The following is a 15,528-nucleotide window of genomic DNA, read 5'->3' on the forward strand; positions in this document are numbered from 1 at the left end:
CGACACTTATGGGAGGAAACAATGTTGACGCCAATTGTTCTCTTGTGGAGCTTCGTCAAGGACCACGTGCGGCGCCTGCGTGAAGACGAAGGTGGGTACACCACGGAAACCGTACTCGTCACCGCCGCGCTCGTCGCTCTGGCCTTGGTCGTGATCGCTTTGCTGGTGAAAGTGGTCACCGATAAGGCCAACAGCATCCACATGTGAGTCCGCCGATGTGGATCGATGGTGACAGCTCGCCGAAGGCGACAACATCTACGACGCCACGGCTGTTGATGCGTGGAGGGTTGCGTCAAATCTTGGCGGACGAGCGTGGCGCGGCCACGGCAGAACTCGTGCTCGCTACGCCTCTGTTGCTGCTTCTGATCATGTCGATCGCGCAGTTTGCGTTGTGGATGCACGCTTCCCATATTGCTCAAGCCGCCGCATCTCAAGCCCTGTCGACTACGCGAGTGCTGGGCGGGACTACCGCGCGCGGGCAGATCGAGGCCAACCAGATTCTCCAGCAACTCGGCAGTGGCCCGCTGCGCGATCCGCGCGCCATCGTGAGTCGAAGCCCGGACCGGGCGGCAGTGCACGTGGAAGGCAGCGTGATCCAAGTCGTTCCTTTCCTGACACTGACTGCCGAGGGTGACGCTGTGGGTCCGGTCGAACGCTTTCGCTCCGGAGCCCAGCCGTGAGCGCGCGGCGAGTCCGTTATGGACAGCGGTTGCGCTCGCTCCGTGACGACGAGCGAGGATCGGCCGCCGCGGAGTTGGTCCTGCTCACTCCGGGTCTGATCATGATGCTCCTGTTCATCGTCTTCTGCGGACGAATGGCGGATGCCACCCTGCGGCTTGAAGACGCAGCTCACCAAGCAGCACGTGCGGCGTCTCTCGCGCGTAACGTGACCAACGCTCGGAACGACGCTCACGCCACTGCGTCCGCAGCGCTGGCCAATGCCGGCATCACGTGCCGGAGTCTGGCCGTTACCGTCAATACCGCGGGATTTCAGCCAGGGGCCACCGTCAGCGTGGAAGTCACCTGTACGGCGGGACTGTCAGACCTCGCGCTCCTCGGAATGCCGGGAAGCATTCAGCTCTCCGCGTCATTCTCGTCCCCTGTGGACACATACCGCGGCGTCGCCGCCAATGCCGGGGGTACCTGATGTTCGGCACCTTGACCGTCCGGCTGCGACGTCTGCGCGCGGATGAAGACGGACGAGTCACCGCATTCGTCGTCGTGCTGGTCACCGCAATCATCGCATTCAGCGGACTGGTACTCGACGGCGGCCTTGCCCTGGCCGCGAAAATTCGCGCGATCGGCGAGGCGCAAGAGGCTGCCCGTGCCGGAGCGCAAGCCATCGACCTGTCCGCCTACCGTTCCAGTGGAGCCCTGCGGTTGGTGCCCAGACAAGCAACCATTCTGGCGCGCCAGTATCTTGCTGCCACCGGTGAAAGTGGCAGTGTGTCTGTAGCTGGCAACACCGTCACTGTGACCGTGACTGTCAGCCAGCCAACCCAACTACTCGGGTTCGTCGGGATCGGTTCGATCACTGTTACCGGCACAGGACAGGCTCAGCCGCAACGAGGAATGTCCGGCGAAGACCGTGGACTCGTGGTCTCGGAAGGGATTCCCGGTTCGAGCGGAACCATGGGCAGCAGACGATCGCCGCTCAAATTCCCTTGCTGCAGCTTCTTTTCAGCCGCCGTCGAGAGGAAGCCGCGATGAAAGGCCACAGGCAGTCCGCCGCGGCGAAGCCGGTGAGAGTCGTGACGTTCGTCGACGGACCGGACTCCGTGCTGTTGAACCCGTACGTCCCGCCGTCGCGGTGGCGCGCCGAACGCGTCCGCGCCGCGCTGCACCCACAGGTCGTGATCGGTGTGCTGGGCGGTATTGCCTTGACCGCCGTCGCAGTGAGCTCGGACCTGGGCGTTGCCTTGGTCTGCGCCGGAGTTCTCGCGGCGGGAATGGGCGTGGTAATCGGCTGGGATCGTGCCGCCGGATTGCTCACCGAGCATGACCACGACCCTGCCTCCTCGTGCCGGCTGGAACGCCGACGGGGCGAGTTCTTCTTCCGCAGCCGCGACTTCACCGGCCTCGGCGCAACCGATACCGCAGCGCGTGCCATGATCACGGGCGTGGACGAGCTGCGCCGCAGCCCGGCCCGTGCCTGGCTTGGCTCCACTGTCCCACGCGAGATGCATTGCATCGTGTGGCAGACACTCCAGTTCCTGGACCGCACCCGCGCAGCCCGCAGCCTCGCCGACGAACTCGCCGGCGCGCCCAAGTCCGCAGTCGGCGAGCTGGGTGCCGTGGCACGCGAGGCGGTTGCTGAGATCGAGGACGTCCTTAACGAGGTCTTGCTTCACATGCGCAGCTGCCTCGTGTTGACTCGGGCATGGGAAGCGAAGCTTCGGCATGCCAAGCTGGCTGCAGGCACTGAGGCAGCCCTTGCCGCCTTGCCCGAGCACTGCGAGGCCCAACAGTTGTTGCATACCGCGGAAACGTTGGCGCAGCACATGTTCAGCGGCATCACCGCTGCCCGCGACGTCGTTGACGCCGGAAGGTTTCCGTGGGAACAGCCGGTCGAGTCGTGGCCGTCGTCAGAGGGGCATTGCCGATGAGTGCGTTGTCGAGGAATGCCCGTATCACCTGCTGTGGACCGACAGCGGCGAAACCCCGTCGCAACGACGTGCCGCCGAAAGCTGAAAGTGCCGCGCGTCAACGGAGAAGGGAGAAAAATGGCCACCGGTGAGGAGATCGAGCGCCGCGTCGAGGAAGTCGACTCTGCTCGCAGCGCACGACGATCAGCCGCAGCAAAGCAGGTCGGTGACCTCGCGGAGAGGCGATCGGAGATCGCTGGCCAGCTCGCCGCGATCGAAACGCAACTCGGCAAAACCTTGGCCGCTGCCAACGACGTTATTAGCATCGACGAGCTTGCGCAGTTCACCGATGTATCTGCCACTGACCTGGCTCGTTGGTTCGATGGTCAGAAACCCCTTCGCGTCAAAAGCCAGCGATCGAAGGCCAGTGCGGCAGCTGCGAAGGCGGGTCCGAACCACCGGCCAGAATCGACGAAAAGGACAGCAGTCCATAAGTCATCTGCGGCGTCAGAGGTGGGAGCGACTAGCGCCACTACGACGGAGGCGCGTGCACCTGTCCCGCCAACGGTGACCTGACCTCGCTACTCGGCGCGGCACAACTGTGCCGACGCTGGTGGATACCACATCGAGCACGATTTCCACATCGCCACGAAAACGGGCAAGTCATGACCGCGACATCAGAATCAGCGCAACGGAAACCGGCCCGACCATTCGCCGCTGGTCACCGTTCCTGGTTGGTCCTCGCCGCCACGGTCCGAGTGCTTGCCCGTGCTCTTCGCGCTCTGCTGGCAGTCGTCGTCTTGCTTGCTCTGATTGGCGGCTTGCCTACGGCACTCGTTCAATTCATCGGCTGGCCATTGCCCGACCACTTGCCTGCCTGGGACGAAATCCAGAACACCCTGCTCGCGCCGATGTCACCTCAGTTCCTGCTCGACGCCCTGGCTTGCGCGTTGTGGCCCTTGTGGGCCCGGTTCACGTTCGACGTGCTGGCCGCGATCCCGGACGTGGTTCGCTGCGCGCCTTGGCAGCGCTCAGGGGGAAGCGTCCGGGATGGCCCGCTACACGCAGCCGCGGGCGTGCTGGTCGGGACGATCGTGTTCTCCATCCTCAGCAGCCGGACAAGCGCCCCGACCACAACGACACAGGCTGCCGCGCTCGAACCCTCCGCAGACGGACGCACCACCATCGCGACGGCGGTTCACCGTTCTGAGATCCTGTCGACAAATAGACCCGCGATCGTCACCGCCGCGGCGCATACTCGAGCTGCCACGGCGAGCCAGCAGGACATGGAAACTGTGCGGCCACCTGAACACGGTGTGCACGACAGCCTGTGGCGGGTCGCTCAACGCTGCCTTGGCGACGGCAATCGCTGGCCGGAGATCTGGAAGCTCAACCGTGGCACCACGCAGATCGACGGGACGGTGTTCACCACGCCGAGTCTCATTCGGCCAGGTTGGCAACTGCGGTTGCCCGCGCTGACATCCGTCTCTCCCGCGCCGCCCCCTGTCGCAGAGCACCCCAGCCCGCCCGATCGGCCACAGGCACCTGGCCCCGACACACAAGCCCCTTCAACCCCGCTGCCGTCCGTTCCTTCGCCGCCAGCCAAAGCCGCTCCTGCCGCTGCCGTTCCTGGCATTGGGATCTCATTGCCCACCGGTGCTTTTGTCGGCCTGGGACTTGCCGCGCTGATCACTGTCGCGATGATAAGTGTGCGGCTGCACCGCCGAAGCCGTTATCGGCCCAGTGCAGCCGAACCTGATGATCCGGGCGGGGCCCCGGTCGTACGTGCTCTGCGGATCGCATACGACTACGCAACGCTGCCCCACGACGGCGAGAATGCGTCGCGCATCTCGCAGCAGCCCTCCGGTTTCGCGCGGCCTGCTGACCTCGATGCGCGTGACCGCGCGCAGGCCACCGCGCGCGCAGCGTTGCCCACGCAAGAGACGACCGTGCTCGGCCTCCGCGAGGGACAGGCTGTCGCGCTTGACCTCGCCCGCAGCTGCGGGCTCGGACTCATCGGCCCCGGTGCCCACGCCGCTGCGCGTGCCCTGATCGTCGCCCTGCTCGCGCCAGCGGTGAACGGTGGCCAAGGTGCATTCGTGGTCATTCCTGCCGCTGACGCCGAAACCCTGTTCGGTACCGACCTGCCTCTGGGGGCGCCTGCCCGGCTCCGCATCGTTGACGACCTGCCGGCCGCGCTGTCAGTCCTGGAAGCAGAACTCCTCACACGCGTCCGCGACGACGAAGCCGACCAGGAGCATGACGCCGACGACAGGGCGCATGCGGTGCTGGTCGCAACGCCCGCGGGAGATGTCGAGCGACGAATGCAGGCCATCCTCGACAACGGCGCCGGTCTCGGCTTGGCCGGCGTGCTTCTCGGCCAATGGCGTCCCGGCGGCACCGCGCGCGTCCGCAACGACGGCACCATCGGAGCGACCAGCCCGACTCTCGCCGATGCTCTGGGCGGTGCCCGCTTGTTCACCCTGCCCGGAACCGACACCACAGAGCTGCTCGCCCTCCTCCACGCCGCAGAACCGGATGACTCGGAGCCGCCCGGACAGCCTGCGGCCGAGACGACCTCCGTGCGCAGGGGCGAAGACGCCCCCGCACGCCGTGCGGCGTTTGCTGCCACCGACGACGCCGGTGCGGACTGCCCGACACACCAGACGAACTTCGAGTTCATCACCGGCGGGGCGCACGAACCAGCACCCGTAATGTCAGCATTGCCAGCCTCGCCACCGGCGCGCCGCGCGATCGACATTGCTTCCCCGGACGCCACCACCGAGCAGGAAACCCCCGAACTTCCGCCCAACAACGATCCTCGACCCCCGCCGCGTGCCCCTATCCCACCGCGAACAGCCGGCTCATCGAAGGACGGGAAGCCCGCGACCTCTCGGGCAGGCGACGAGCAATCGACCGGTCGTCCGTTGCTGCAAACACCCGCCCACGCCTCCGTGCAGCTCAGCGCCGACGAGGACACGCCGCTGCATCTGCAGGTGCTCGGCCGACTGCGCCTGATGCGCGTTGAACCGAATCCCACCGATCTCATCGAGTGTCTTGCGCCGCGCCAGCGCGAAGTCCTCGTTTACCTCGCGCTGCACCCCGAGGGCGCCCGTCGCGAGGTGCTCGCCGCGGCGCTCTGGCCCGACGCACCAGGCGATCGCCCCTACAATTCTTTCCACGCAACCCTTTCCCAGTTGCGCCGTGGACTGCGTACTGCGACAAGGAATGAGATCACCAACATCACCGCTAACGACGACGGGCACTACGCGCTCGACCGCTCCGTAGTCACGGTGGACCTCTGGGAGGTGTTCGACGCGCTCGCCCTAAGCCGCCACGCAGCAATCGGGACCGACGCGGAAGCCACCTTGCGACGCGTGGCCGAGCTGTACCGAGGCGACCTCGCTGACAGTATCTCCGCAGACTGGATCGACGGACCACGCGAAGCAATACGCCGCGAAGTCCTCGACGCACTCAGCGCCTTGATCCGCACAATCGGCGATGGTGACCCGAAGCAAACGCTCGCACTGCTCGAACAGGCCCGCAGCCTCGATCCGTACAACGAGGCCATTTACCGAGACCTGATGCGAATCCAAGCTCGGCTTGGCCAGTACGACAGCATCTCGCGCACGTTGAGCCTCCTGACCAACTCGCTAGCTACGCTGGACCAGCGTCCTGGCCGCGACACCATCGGGCTCGCCGACTTCTTGCGCCAGCCTCGTGGCAGCCAACGACGAGGCCGAGAAGCGAGCTGAGCGGCAGTTCCCGGTCAGCTACCTGCGTCCGGGCGTGGGGCTAGTCATCGTCCCTCAGCATCATGGTCGCGTTGCTGCGCACGTGGATCTCATCGTCAACCAGGACAGCCACTACCGGCTTGACCAGAACGATCCTGACCGCCGACCTCTGGCGGGCTCCAGGACGCGATTACCGCCAGTCGCCAGGCCTCGGCAACGGCCGTCGCGGCGACGAGCCGTGTCGCCGAGCGGTACCGCGGAGGCCTTGCCGAAGGCATCTCCGCGGAATGGATCGACGGGCCCTGCGACGTCCTCGGCGCACTCAGCACTTTGGTTCGCAAGATCAGAAACCGCAGCCCCGGACAGGCACTCGCCCTGCTGGAACAAGCCCGCCACCTGCATCTGCTCACGCATCATTGGCCGACCTCGACCAACGCCCCGCCCCAAGCGCAGCCTTGTGGACGCCCTGCAGCAGCCGAGAAATCACATATCCCACTGGGCAAGCCAGCTTAATCAGCCCAGTGCCTCGCGCAGCGGATAACCGTGATTCCATCGCGAACCCAACTATCGAAGGCTATCAAACGCGAGCCAACCTCGTTATACTGTGCTGATTCCTCGCGGATACTTTGAGCGTCGTGACGTGAACGTATTTGTGTGATTCCGGGAGACAGCGGAGGCGATCCGCGGCGTGGCCCGAGGCCAGTGCTCTGCAGCGTGTACAACCAGCACGGAGCCGGCGGCGAGCCCGTACGCCTCTCGCCCGTCCATCTTCCTCTCCACCTTCCTCTGCGTCTTCTTCTTCGGACTCCTCTTAGAGAGGAGTCGGGACGTCAAAGCCTTGTTGCAGATCAAGGCTAGGCGGCCCCTTCCTCCGTGTCCTCCGACTTCGGTGCCGGCAGGCACGTGAACAGTCGGCTTGGGTGCCGTGTTGGCTATCTGATGCTCGCACCGCCTTCCGTCCGCAAGTTCCGTTGTGCTGTAGCCATCTTCTTCTTCATTCTCATTCGTCACAGCTTTTCTTCCATTCTTCCTTCTTTTTCATCCTAAGTGACTGCATAGCTCTTTCCCTCTTTTCCTTGCCCGCAAGATAAAACCTAACGATACAGAAATATGACCTCATAGATGTTGACAACCACATAAACGGCGTGGCTGCAAGTGGTGTGATTCGAAAACGGCAAGATATCCAAAGAGAAATTCGTACCGAATCCAAGCTGTGCGGGTTGCGGGCGCGGGCGCTGGCTGCCGCTGTGCGGGTTGCGGGCGCGGGCGCTGGCTGCCGCTGTGCGGGTTGCGGGCGCGGGCGCTGGCTGCCGCTGTGCGGGTCCTTCTCTTCCTCTGCGTCTTCCCAGCTCAAGGGCCTGGCCGGCCCTGGGCAGGGGGTCGATGCCGAAGGTAACGGCGAGATAACGGAACCCGGCTGAAGCTTGAAAGTGTCTAGTCAGTATGTCAACCTAGACATTTAACCGAGACAGACCGGAGAGATAAGACAGAGAAGGGCGTGAGGACCGGGACACGGCGTCCCGCGAGCGATCTCCTTCCTTTTTTCCTTAAAGGTTTGGTCGTTACGAACGATAAGACCCGCATAGCGCGGGCAGCGGCTTGGGCCGCGCGGACAGCAGCGAAACCGTGCAGGGCAGTAGTGGGGAACGACGCGTAGCCAAACGCGCATTTCTAGTCTGAGATGCGTAGTAACTGCGCTTGCAGCCCCGTTATGTGAATCCCTTGCTATAGAGCGGAGTAGCGCGCATAAAAGGCATGCCTGCCAGTGGTGTGTCCCCAAGATAACTACATGGTGGTCTAGCGCCGAAAACCGTCACAACGTGTGGGCGTCCGGATTGTGTAGAGCGGTTGCCGACATTGAACGACACTCTCTCAAGCGCGTCGCGCTTTCCTGTTCATAGCACGCTATGTCTCACGGGCATGGTTCCCTGCGTTGTGCGCTAGACATAACGGCTTCCCTTTTGGGGAGGTTCAGGGAATGCGCTACCGGCCGACCGGGCGCTATCGCTTGCGGTTACGCATCGCACGGACATAGAAGATGATCCCCTTTGCGCGAATCGCACCCGACGTGTCCAGATTTCGGCCCGTACCAGTTCGCAACTGGCCTGAACCGCCAAACGACACGCAACTACAACATCATTGGAGGTTCTGTCATGACGCGTAAAGACTTCAAAGAAATTGCCGATTCCGTACGTCGGGAAGTTGTCGCCGACGACGAACGAAAAGCGCTCGCCGACGCCTTGTGCACGTACTTCAAATCGGTAAACTCGCGATTCGACCGCGACCGTTTCTTTGCCGCATGCGGTCTGTGATTAACACCAATCCGCACCCGCTGGGAGTGCCAATCATGAACAACCCTGAAATTTCTTTTTCCGAAGATGCGCACTTGTTCTTCAGGCAGAATTTCCGTTACGGGACATGGGACGGTGAAGACTGCGTCCGAGATAATGACTGGTCCGGATTCGGCTTCGTGCTCGGATCGGGCGGTGATCCGCTGCCAATTCCCGGCGATTACCTCACCGGGCACCAGTGCGCCCACCTGGCGGACGTGTCCAACGGGCACGCGGCGGTGCGGCTCATGGAGGAAGCGGCACCCGGCAAAGCGGCCGAGTGGAACGGTCTTCTTGCCTACGACTACGGCGATTCCGCCGCACGTGCGGCCGCCGACCGTATCGGTGCTGCTCTCGCCGGATACCCGCTGCTCGACGACGAAGACCTGTCAGGGCGGGAATCCGAGAATGCCGCGCGCGTGCTGATCGCCTGCTACGACGTGCCCGAGGAAGGCGCGGCGGACGTCGTTTCGGCGTTGAGCGATGACGGGCAGACCTTGTGTACCGACTGCCACGGCTGGGATATCGACCACATCATGTTCGAGCTGGGATATCGGCAATGCATCGAGTGCGACAAGTGGCTCGAAAGCGCTTGTGATGAGCCACTGCATTACGACTGCGCCGAATACTACGCAGAAGACGACTGCGAATGCGTTTCGGTCATGGTCGACGGATACCGGCACGGCAATCACACCGTAACCATGTCGGACGTTCGCGAAACATTGCGTGGCTGCGAACACTGTTACCCGGTTGTCTACCCCTACGGCAAAAACGTGCGTGGCTTTCACAACATGCCGCAGTGAGCCGGGCGGAAGAATTGACGCGATCTGACTGTGGCAACTAACCGCATGGTGTTGTGGCGTTTCGGTGCCGCGCGCGTAGGCGTGCGGACGCCGTGACCGCACAACGGTTTCCCTTAACGAAAGTGGGTTTGTCATGTCCAAAGAAACCAGCGAATGGCTCAACAACAACGTTCTGATTGGATTCACCGACAAGCGCGGGCACGCATGGCACTACCGGGCATCGGCACAAGGCAGCGAGCCGAACCACTACCCCGGACCCGTTCCGGTCGCCGACGTGCAGCGGCGCTTGTTCTACTGGACCGCCGAACCGGAACCGGTGCTTGTGGCGGGCAAGTTCGGCCTTCGCCGCGTGCCCAACAAGCAAGCCATCACCGCATCGGATACCGGTGACGTCCTCGGGATCTTCGCCGACGGCTACACCGTGCACCAATACCAGGAATGGCTGTTGGACAAGGTCGGCACCATCCTGGACGACGGTCTGTCGATCGGTTCCGCGGGCCTGCTGCGCGACCGCCGACAGGCCTGGGTGAGCGTGGAAGTGCCCGAGAACATCACCACCCCGGAAGGCGTGGAGTTCCGGCCGAACCTGGTCGCCTGCACCAGCCACGACGGCAGCCTTGCCACCACCTACAAGCGCACCGTGACCAACGTGGTGTGCGACAACACGATGTCGGCCGGGCTGCGCGAGTACGGCCAGCAGTTCAAGGTCAAGCACTCCAAGAACGGCAAGTTCCGCATCGTGGAGGCCCGTGACGCGCTCGTCATGGTCCACACGGTGGCCGAGGAATTCGCCGCCGAGGTCAAGGCCCTGTGCGAAACGACCGTGACCGACCAGGCATGGCGCGCCTTCCTGGACGCACACACTCCGGTGCCCGAGGAGAAGGGACGTGCCCGCACTACCGCGACGAACGAACGGGCCGCGCTCAACCGGTTGTGGAACACCGACAACCGGGTCAGCCCGTGGCGCGGTACCGCGTGGGGAGTGGTGCAGGCCATCAACACCTACACCCACCACGAAGCGATCGTGCGCAACGCCTCCCGCGCCGAACGCAACATGTCCCGCGCGGTGGACGGAAAAGCCGACGCGCTCGACCAGGACACCGTGACGACGCTCGGCAAGGTGCTGGCCTCGGTCTGAAAAGGACTGTCGCCGCTTCGGTGCCCGCGCGGCCGATCGCCGCGCGGGTGCCGTGGCCGCGAGATGGCCATAGCCGACGCCCGAACCAGTTGTAGGGCACACCAACCGCGACACAGAAAGGAAAACAACCCATGGAGATACAGGCATTCGCGGCAGCGATGGCGGAAGCGCTCGACGGGACATGGACGGTCGGACCGGGCCACCACGGTCACCGTGACCGATGCCTCATCGGCCCAGACGGTGAACAGCTTCACGTGTGCTATTCCGACTGGGAGAAGACACCACGGCTCAGGCTGTCCGTCGGCCTCCCGGCCGACCTGGCGACTATCCGGCATCGCCATGGCAACCCGGTGCCGTCACACGAAATCACGGTGTCCCCGGCAAAGACACCCGAAACGGTCGCCGCTGAGACTGCCCGGCGACTGCTGCCCGGCTACCGGGTCACCCTCGCGGAAACCCGCGAGCTGAAACAACGAGTCGATGACCAGGCCGCCGCGCGCGACCGGCTCGCGCACGCCATCGCGGACCCGTTCGGCGCGACCGTCCACGCGCCCGGCCCCAGCCCGCTCGGCCACGACCCGCAGGAAGCGATCGTGCGCTACCAGGGTCCTCTGGTCGGCACCGCCACGGTGCCCCGCAACGGCGGACACGTGGCCTTCGCCTTCTCGGTCGCTCCGAGCGAGGCCGCCCGTGTCGCCGCGTTCTTGGCGACATTCCCGCGAACGACGGATTGAGACCCGCGACCACTGATGACCCGCCCGGCTGTAGGTGGACTGAACAAGACAGCCCCGCACCACCTATGAACTGAAACGAAGGAGGCACATCGCCATGTCCCTAGGAACTCTGACAATGCACCACGACTACGAGTCCGGCACCACCGTCGAGGGAACCACTCGTAACAGTCCTGCGCACTTGGCGCTGAAGGCCCATCCGTCATGGACCTGGTCCCGTTACGCCGCGGCGTGGCTGTTGCGATCCTCTCGGCATCGCCAGTCCAAGCCGTACGCCCTCGCCGAGATCGAGCGCGTGCTCACCGATGCGGGCTACACGGTCGAGCGCGACGTCGACGACACGATGCCCAGCGTCGAACAGCGAGAGGCCGATCTCGCCGACCGGATGGACGACCGGGCCGACCGGCTCACCGAGCGCTCAGGGAAACACCAGGCCCAGGCCGACGCCACGCGGGCGAAAGCCGACTACGTTTTCCACAACATCCCGATGGGCCAGCCGCTGCTGGTCGACCACTACAGCTACCGGGCCGACCTCAACCGTCGCGAGCGCGCGTGGAACAACCTCGGCAAATCCATCAACCAGGGCGAGTACGCCGACGAGCTGGCGCGCCGCGCCGACACCGCGTCGCACCACATGGGCGCCCGCCACAACCCGGTCACCGTGGCCAACCGGATCGAGACGCAGGAAGCCGACCGCCGGCGTCTTCAGCGCGAACTTGACGGCGAACCGGGCTGGGTGACCGAGACCGACGAGCACGGCCAACCGCGGGACCGCTGGGTAACCAGGCGTCCCGGCGAGGAGCGCGCAGCCTACCTGCGGCGCGAAATCACCACCCTCACCGAGCAGATCGACTACTGGAAGGGCATCTACGCCCAGCTCCAGGCTGAGGGCAAGGCGTCCACGCTGGGGCCGGACACCGTGAGCAAGGGCGACTGGGTGCTCTACAACAACATGTGGATGCGGGTACGCCGGGTCAACAAGAAGTCGGTGACTGTGCCGAACCCGGTCTTCCCGCCGCCGCAGCCCGGAGAGAAAGAGGCCACCTGGACCGTCGCCTGGCACAAGCTGCGCGGACACCGCACCACGGAGGAGATGCCGCCGGAGGTCGTCGAAGCATACGAGGTGCCAGGCGTCGACCGGAGCAACTGATGCACCTGCTTAGCTACTGCTCTCTGCTGGGCTTTGTCGATCGGCTGGCCCGGGGCGCTCCTTGCCGTGTTGGTGGAAGTGCACGGTACCGATCGTGTTGGCCTGGACTATGTTCCTGGCGGTCGTCCCGTCCTTGGCGGCAGTGACAAGCGCCGCGCCGAGGCGTAGTTCCCGGCCGAGGTCGTCGATCCGTGCTTTCAGTCGGCCGATCGTGCGCTGGTGCGCGTCTTGCTCGCCGACCGCCTGCGCCATCCGTACCGCAACGTCGTGCGTGCCCGGGTAGCCAGCCTCAAATTTGGCGATGGCCCGCCGCAATCGACGCGGCATCTTCCCATGCATACGAGCCTCACTGAGCCTGCGGGCCAGAGTCCGCGCCGATGCTCGCTTCTCGGGGGTCAACTCCTGGCCGCTGGCCAGGTCAGCGGCCACCTGCCGGCACAGCTCGGCCTCTTCGTCGGCCAGGCTCCCGGTGAGCTTGAGCAAGTCTTGTGCCAACCGTGCCAGCTGCGCGTGCCACTCGAAGTTCACGCTCCTTGCCTTCCAGCGCAGGTCGCCAACACGGCGATGGTGTTCTGCCCGGACCACCTTCGCCTCGGCGAGTTCCGCCTCAGCCATGTCGAGCTCGTTCAGCACCGGCTCCAGCTCAATCCTGATTCGCTTTAGAAAACCATACAGGCTGGTCATGTCATCCAGTGCCACAATGAAGACACGGCGTTCAAACATGGAGACGAACACCGTGCAAGGCAGCAATGCTTCAGAAACACCGAAAAATGTGCGCATTTCGCTGACCGCGACCGTCAATGCCTTCCGGTACGACTGCAACTTTCCTGGCAGCACCGGGGCGACCACCATGTCGGGTCGTGCGTCGATGTCCGTGCACGATCGAGCGTTCAATGCCGGCTCGGTAAGCCTCTTTGTATCGCCCAAGCACTGCACGCCGCACAGGTCGACGGCCTGCTCGCGGCCCGCCCGCCACGGGTCCTGATGCTCAAGAGTGATGCTTCCCGGCGCAGGGGTGATGATTGCCAGACAGCGACGCGTCACGTCGTGCATGTCAGTCCACTCCGCGAAGAACCGCTCGTGCAGCTTCGGATTGTCGGCCGTGCGCGCCAGGAGAAAGACCAGGCCCGGATAACCGCCATCGCTCATGGTGCGGAACCGGCGGCCGAGAAAACCTCGAACCGAAATCTGTCGCGGCCCTGATAAGAAACCCATTGCGCCCTCACGGTCGAGCCAGATGGTCTGGGTACCCACCCATAGTGGCACGCGGAATCGCCCACTCGGCCAGCAGGCGAGCCGCTGACAGCCAGGGCGACCGGCTCGCAAAGCCGTGATCGATCGATGCGGTGGGTCCGGCGGGACCCACGGATTGCTGCGTACCGGGATGGCTACCGCCGTGACCTGTGTCGACGAGGTGGCCGCCACCCGCGGACTCCGATGACGCGCCGGAACTCCGTTGAAGCAGGCTCAGCAGGTGGTTCGCGACCGGGGCCCTCGGGTCACTACACCCCCCCGCTGACCGCGGCTGTCTCGGTAAGGTGTCTAGGGAAACAGGGCGGCAAACAGATAGTTGGTCACGCTCAGAGGCCGGCCGACCCTGGCAACGCGAGAGAGGGCCGCAGATGGACAAGGACGAGCACATCGCGCAGCTGCGCGCCCGCCGACAGCGCATCGAAGCGATCGAAACCGCCTTGGAGAGCATCCGCGACGTGGAAAGCTCTCTGCAGGAGATGCGGGAGATCCTGCTCCAGCAGCGGAAGGTCGAACGGACGGAGCGGCTCGCCGATATCCGTGAAGCGGACAAGGCCGGTGTGCCGAAGACCAAAATCTCCAAGGAGGTCGGCCTCAGCCGCGCGAACCTTTACAACCACCTCAAGGGTGCTCCGGCGGACGAGTAGCCGGATTCACGCGTCTGGGCGGTTGTCGGAGCCAGCGTCATGCGCCGGAGCGCTCTGGGAACGTCACGGAGGCTCGTCCCGGGCACCCGCGACGGTGCGCTGCTATCGGCAGAGCTGGCCTCCTCGCTGCCGGTAGAACTCTACTGGGTCGACGGCCTGCCCGTTGACCTCGATTTGCAGGTGCAGGTGCGCTCCGGTGGAAGCTCCCCGATTTCCGACCGCGGCGATGGGCTGGCCGGCGTGAACGGATTGGCCTTCGCGGACCAGGTTGTGGTCGTTGTGGCCGTAGATCGTCACGATCCCGTCCCCGTGCTGGATGCGGATCCAGAGGCCGTAGCCGGACGCCGGGCCTGAGCTGATCACGGTGCCGGAGTTGGCTGCCAGGATCGGAGTGCCGATGGGCGCGGCGATGTCGAGTCCTTTGTGGAATTCGCTGCCGCGGTACCCGAATCTGGAGGTGCAAGTGCCGCTCGTCGGGGTCGTCCAGCCGCCGGTGTTCGCACTGGTCGTACAGGTGGCACCTTGGACGGCCCCGACGATCTGGCGCGCTGCTGGCTCGAATTTCGCGTAGCGGCCGGGAAATCCTGATCGCTGCACGGTCTGGGCGGCAACGGTGACCGGCATGTTCTGCCAGTTCGGCAGCGCCAGCAGATGCCGGTAGAACTGCTCGCTGCTGTAGGCGGGGTCCATGATCTGCGCGACCGTTCCCCAGCCTTGCGACGGCCTCTGCTGGAACAAGCCGACGCTGTCGCGATCGCCGTAGTTCAGGTTCTTCAGCCGTGACTCGGTGAGCGCCGTGGCGACCGCGATGACCCAGCCCGGCTCGGGCACGTTCATCCGTTTGCCGACCGTGACGATCGTCGCCGCGTTGCTCATCTCCTGCGGTCCGTACCCCGCTGCCGAGGTCGTGCTCGCCCCGACGGGGGCGCAGTTCAGGTCTCCGGCGGAACTGCTGGAACTGCCGAATACGGCTTGAACCACAGCGATGGCGCCGCCGCCGATGAAGAGCATGATCACGACGACGAACCCGGCGCCGGCGGCGGCCATCTTGCCCATGACGCGTCACCTCCACGGATGCGCGGGGTCGGGCGGGGGCATCGGGGAGGGCGGGGCCACCTCCGCACGCGTGGGGACGGGCGTCGCGGCCGCCGGCCGCTGC

The 15,528-nt window shown here is 64.7% G+C and carries 15 protein-coding genes; 13 read left to right on the plus strand and 2 right to left on the minus strand.

The genetic code is table 11. The features are described 5' to 3' along the window. The first annotated feature begins 21 nt into the window (after positions 1–21). The 12 genes from PUT80_RS09285 to PUT80_RS09340 all read left to right on the plus strand — a co-directional run bounded on the left by PUT80_RS09285 (position 22) and on the right by PUT80_RS09340 (position 12,471). Positions 22–207, plus strand: a complete 186-nt coding sequence (locus PUT80_RS09285) for a hypothetical protein (protein WP_037359953.1) — start codon at positions 22–24, stop codon at positions 205–207. After that, a complete protein-coding gene (locus tag PUT80_RS09290; protein ID WP_235079100.1) occupies positions 204–680 on the plus strand; it encodes a TadE/TadG family type IV pilus assembly protein in 477 nt (158 codons plus the stop codon). The genes PUT80_RS09285 and PUT80_RS09290 overlap by 4 nt, the downstream gene beginning before the upstream one ends. After that, positions 677–1,147: a TadE family protein gene (locus tag PUT80_RS09295; RefSeq protein WP_268745720.1), complete on the plus strand. Its 471-nt coding sequence runs from the start codon at positions 677–679 to the stop codon at positions 1,145–1,147. Before PUT80_RS09290 ends, PUT80_RS09295 begins: the two co-directional genes overlap by 4 nt. Next, positions 1,147–1,710 carry a hypothetical protein gene (locus tag PUT80_RS09300; RefSeq protein ID WP_308196524.1) on the plus strand — a complete coding sequence of 188 codons (564 nt, stop codon included), beginning with the start codon at positions 1,147–1,149 and terminating at the stop codon, positions 1,708–1,710. The genes PUT80_RS09295 and PUT80_RS09300 overlap by 1 nt, the downstream gene beginning before the upstream one ends. A gap of 41 nt (positions 1,711–1,751) precedes the next feature. Beyond that, positions 1,752–2,606, plus strand: a complete 855-nt coding sequence (locus PUT80_RS09305; protein ID WP_143271436.1) for a hypothetical protein — start codon at positions 1,752–1,754, stop codon at positions 2,604–2,606. A gap of 117 nt (positions 2,607–2,723) precedes the next feature. Next, positions 2,724–3,161 carry a hypothetical protein gene (locus PUT80_RS09310; RefSeq protein ID WP_143271437.1) on the plus strand — a complete coding sequence of 146 codons (438 nt, stop codon included), beginning with the start codon at positions 2,724–2,726 and terminating at the stop codon, positions 3,159–3,161. A gap of 158 nt (positions 3,162–3,319) precedes the next feature. Next, on the plus strand, positions 3,320–6,340 hold the full coding sequence (locus PUT80_RS09315) for a BTAD domain-containing putative transcriptional regulator (RefSeq protein ID WP_238604463.1): 3,021 nt from the start codon (positions 3,320–3,322) through the stop codon (positions 6,338–6,340). 2,132 nt (positions 6,341–8,472) lie between these two features. After that, positions 8,473–8,631: a hypothetical protein gene (locus PUT80_RS09320; RefSeq protein ID WP_158242509.1), complete on the plus strand. Its 159-nt coding sequence runs from the start codon at positions 8,473–8,475 to the stop codon at positions 8,629–8,631. 35 nt (positions 8,632–8,666) lie between these two features. After that, positions 8,667–9,452: a hypothetical protein gene (locus PUT80_RS09325; protein WP_143271439.1), complete on the plus strand. Its 786-nt coding sequence runs from the start codon at positions 8,667–8,669 to the stop codon at positions 9,450–9,452. Positions 9,453–9,585: 133 nt separating this feature from the next. Next, on the plus strand, positions 9,586–10,590 hold the full coding sequence (locus PUT80_RS09330; RefSeq protein ID WP_037364546.1) for a DUF932 domain-containing protein: 1,005 nt from the start codon (positions 9,586–9,588) through the stop codon (positions 10,588–10,590). Between the two features lie 158 nt (positions 10,591–10,748). Next, positions 10,749–11,324 carry a hypothetical protein gene (locus PUT80_RS09335; RefSeq protein WP_238604464.1) on the plus strand — a complete coding sequence of 192 codons (576 nt, stop codon included), beginning with the start codon at positions 10,749–10,751 and terminating at the stop codon, positions 11,322–11,324. Between the two features lie 94 nt (positions 11,325–11,418). Next, positions 11,419–12,471, plus strand: coding sequence for a DUF3560 domain-containing protein (locus PUT80_RS09340; protein ID WP_081655199.1), 1,053 nt, complete (start codon positions 11,419–11,421; stop codon positions 12,469–12,471). A 9-nt stretch (positions 12,472–12,480) separates the two neighbouring features. Here PUT80_RS09340 and PUT80_RS09345 read toward each other — a convergent pair whose 3' ends face one another. Then, a complete protein-coding gene (locus PUT80_RS09345) occupies positions 12,481–13,725 on the minus strand; it encodes a hypothetical protein (RefSeq protein ID WP_143271440.1) in 1,245 nt (414 codons plus the stop codon). 368 nt (positions 13,726–14,093) lie between these two features. Between PUT80_RS09345 and PUT80_RS09350 the strand changes: the two genes are divergently transcribed. Beyond that, on the plus strand, positions 14,094–14,369 hold the full coding sequence (locus PUT80_RS09350) for a hypothetical protein (RefSeq protein WP_037364558.1): 276 nt from the start codon (positions 14,094–14,096) through the stop codon (positions 14,367–14,369). A 102-nt stretch (positions 14,370–14,471) separates the two neighbouring features. On the opposite strand, the gene PUT80_RS09355 is transcribed toward PUT80_RS09350, so the two are convergent. Next, positions 14,472–15,425, minus strand: a complete 954-nt coding sequence (locus tag PUT80_RS09355) for a M23 family metallopeptidase (RefSeq protein WP_037364560.1) — start codon at positions 15,423–15,425, stop codon at positions 14,472–14,474. Positions 15,426–15,528: the final 103 nt, after the last annotated feature.

The organism is Amycolatopsis sp. La24 (assembly GCF_029087445.1).
GTDB classification, from domain to species: domain Bacteria; phylum Actinomycetota; class Actinomycetes; order Mycobacteriales; family Pseudonocardiaceae; genus Amycolatopsis; species Amycolatopsis nivea.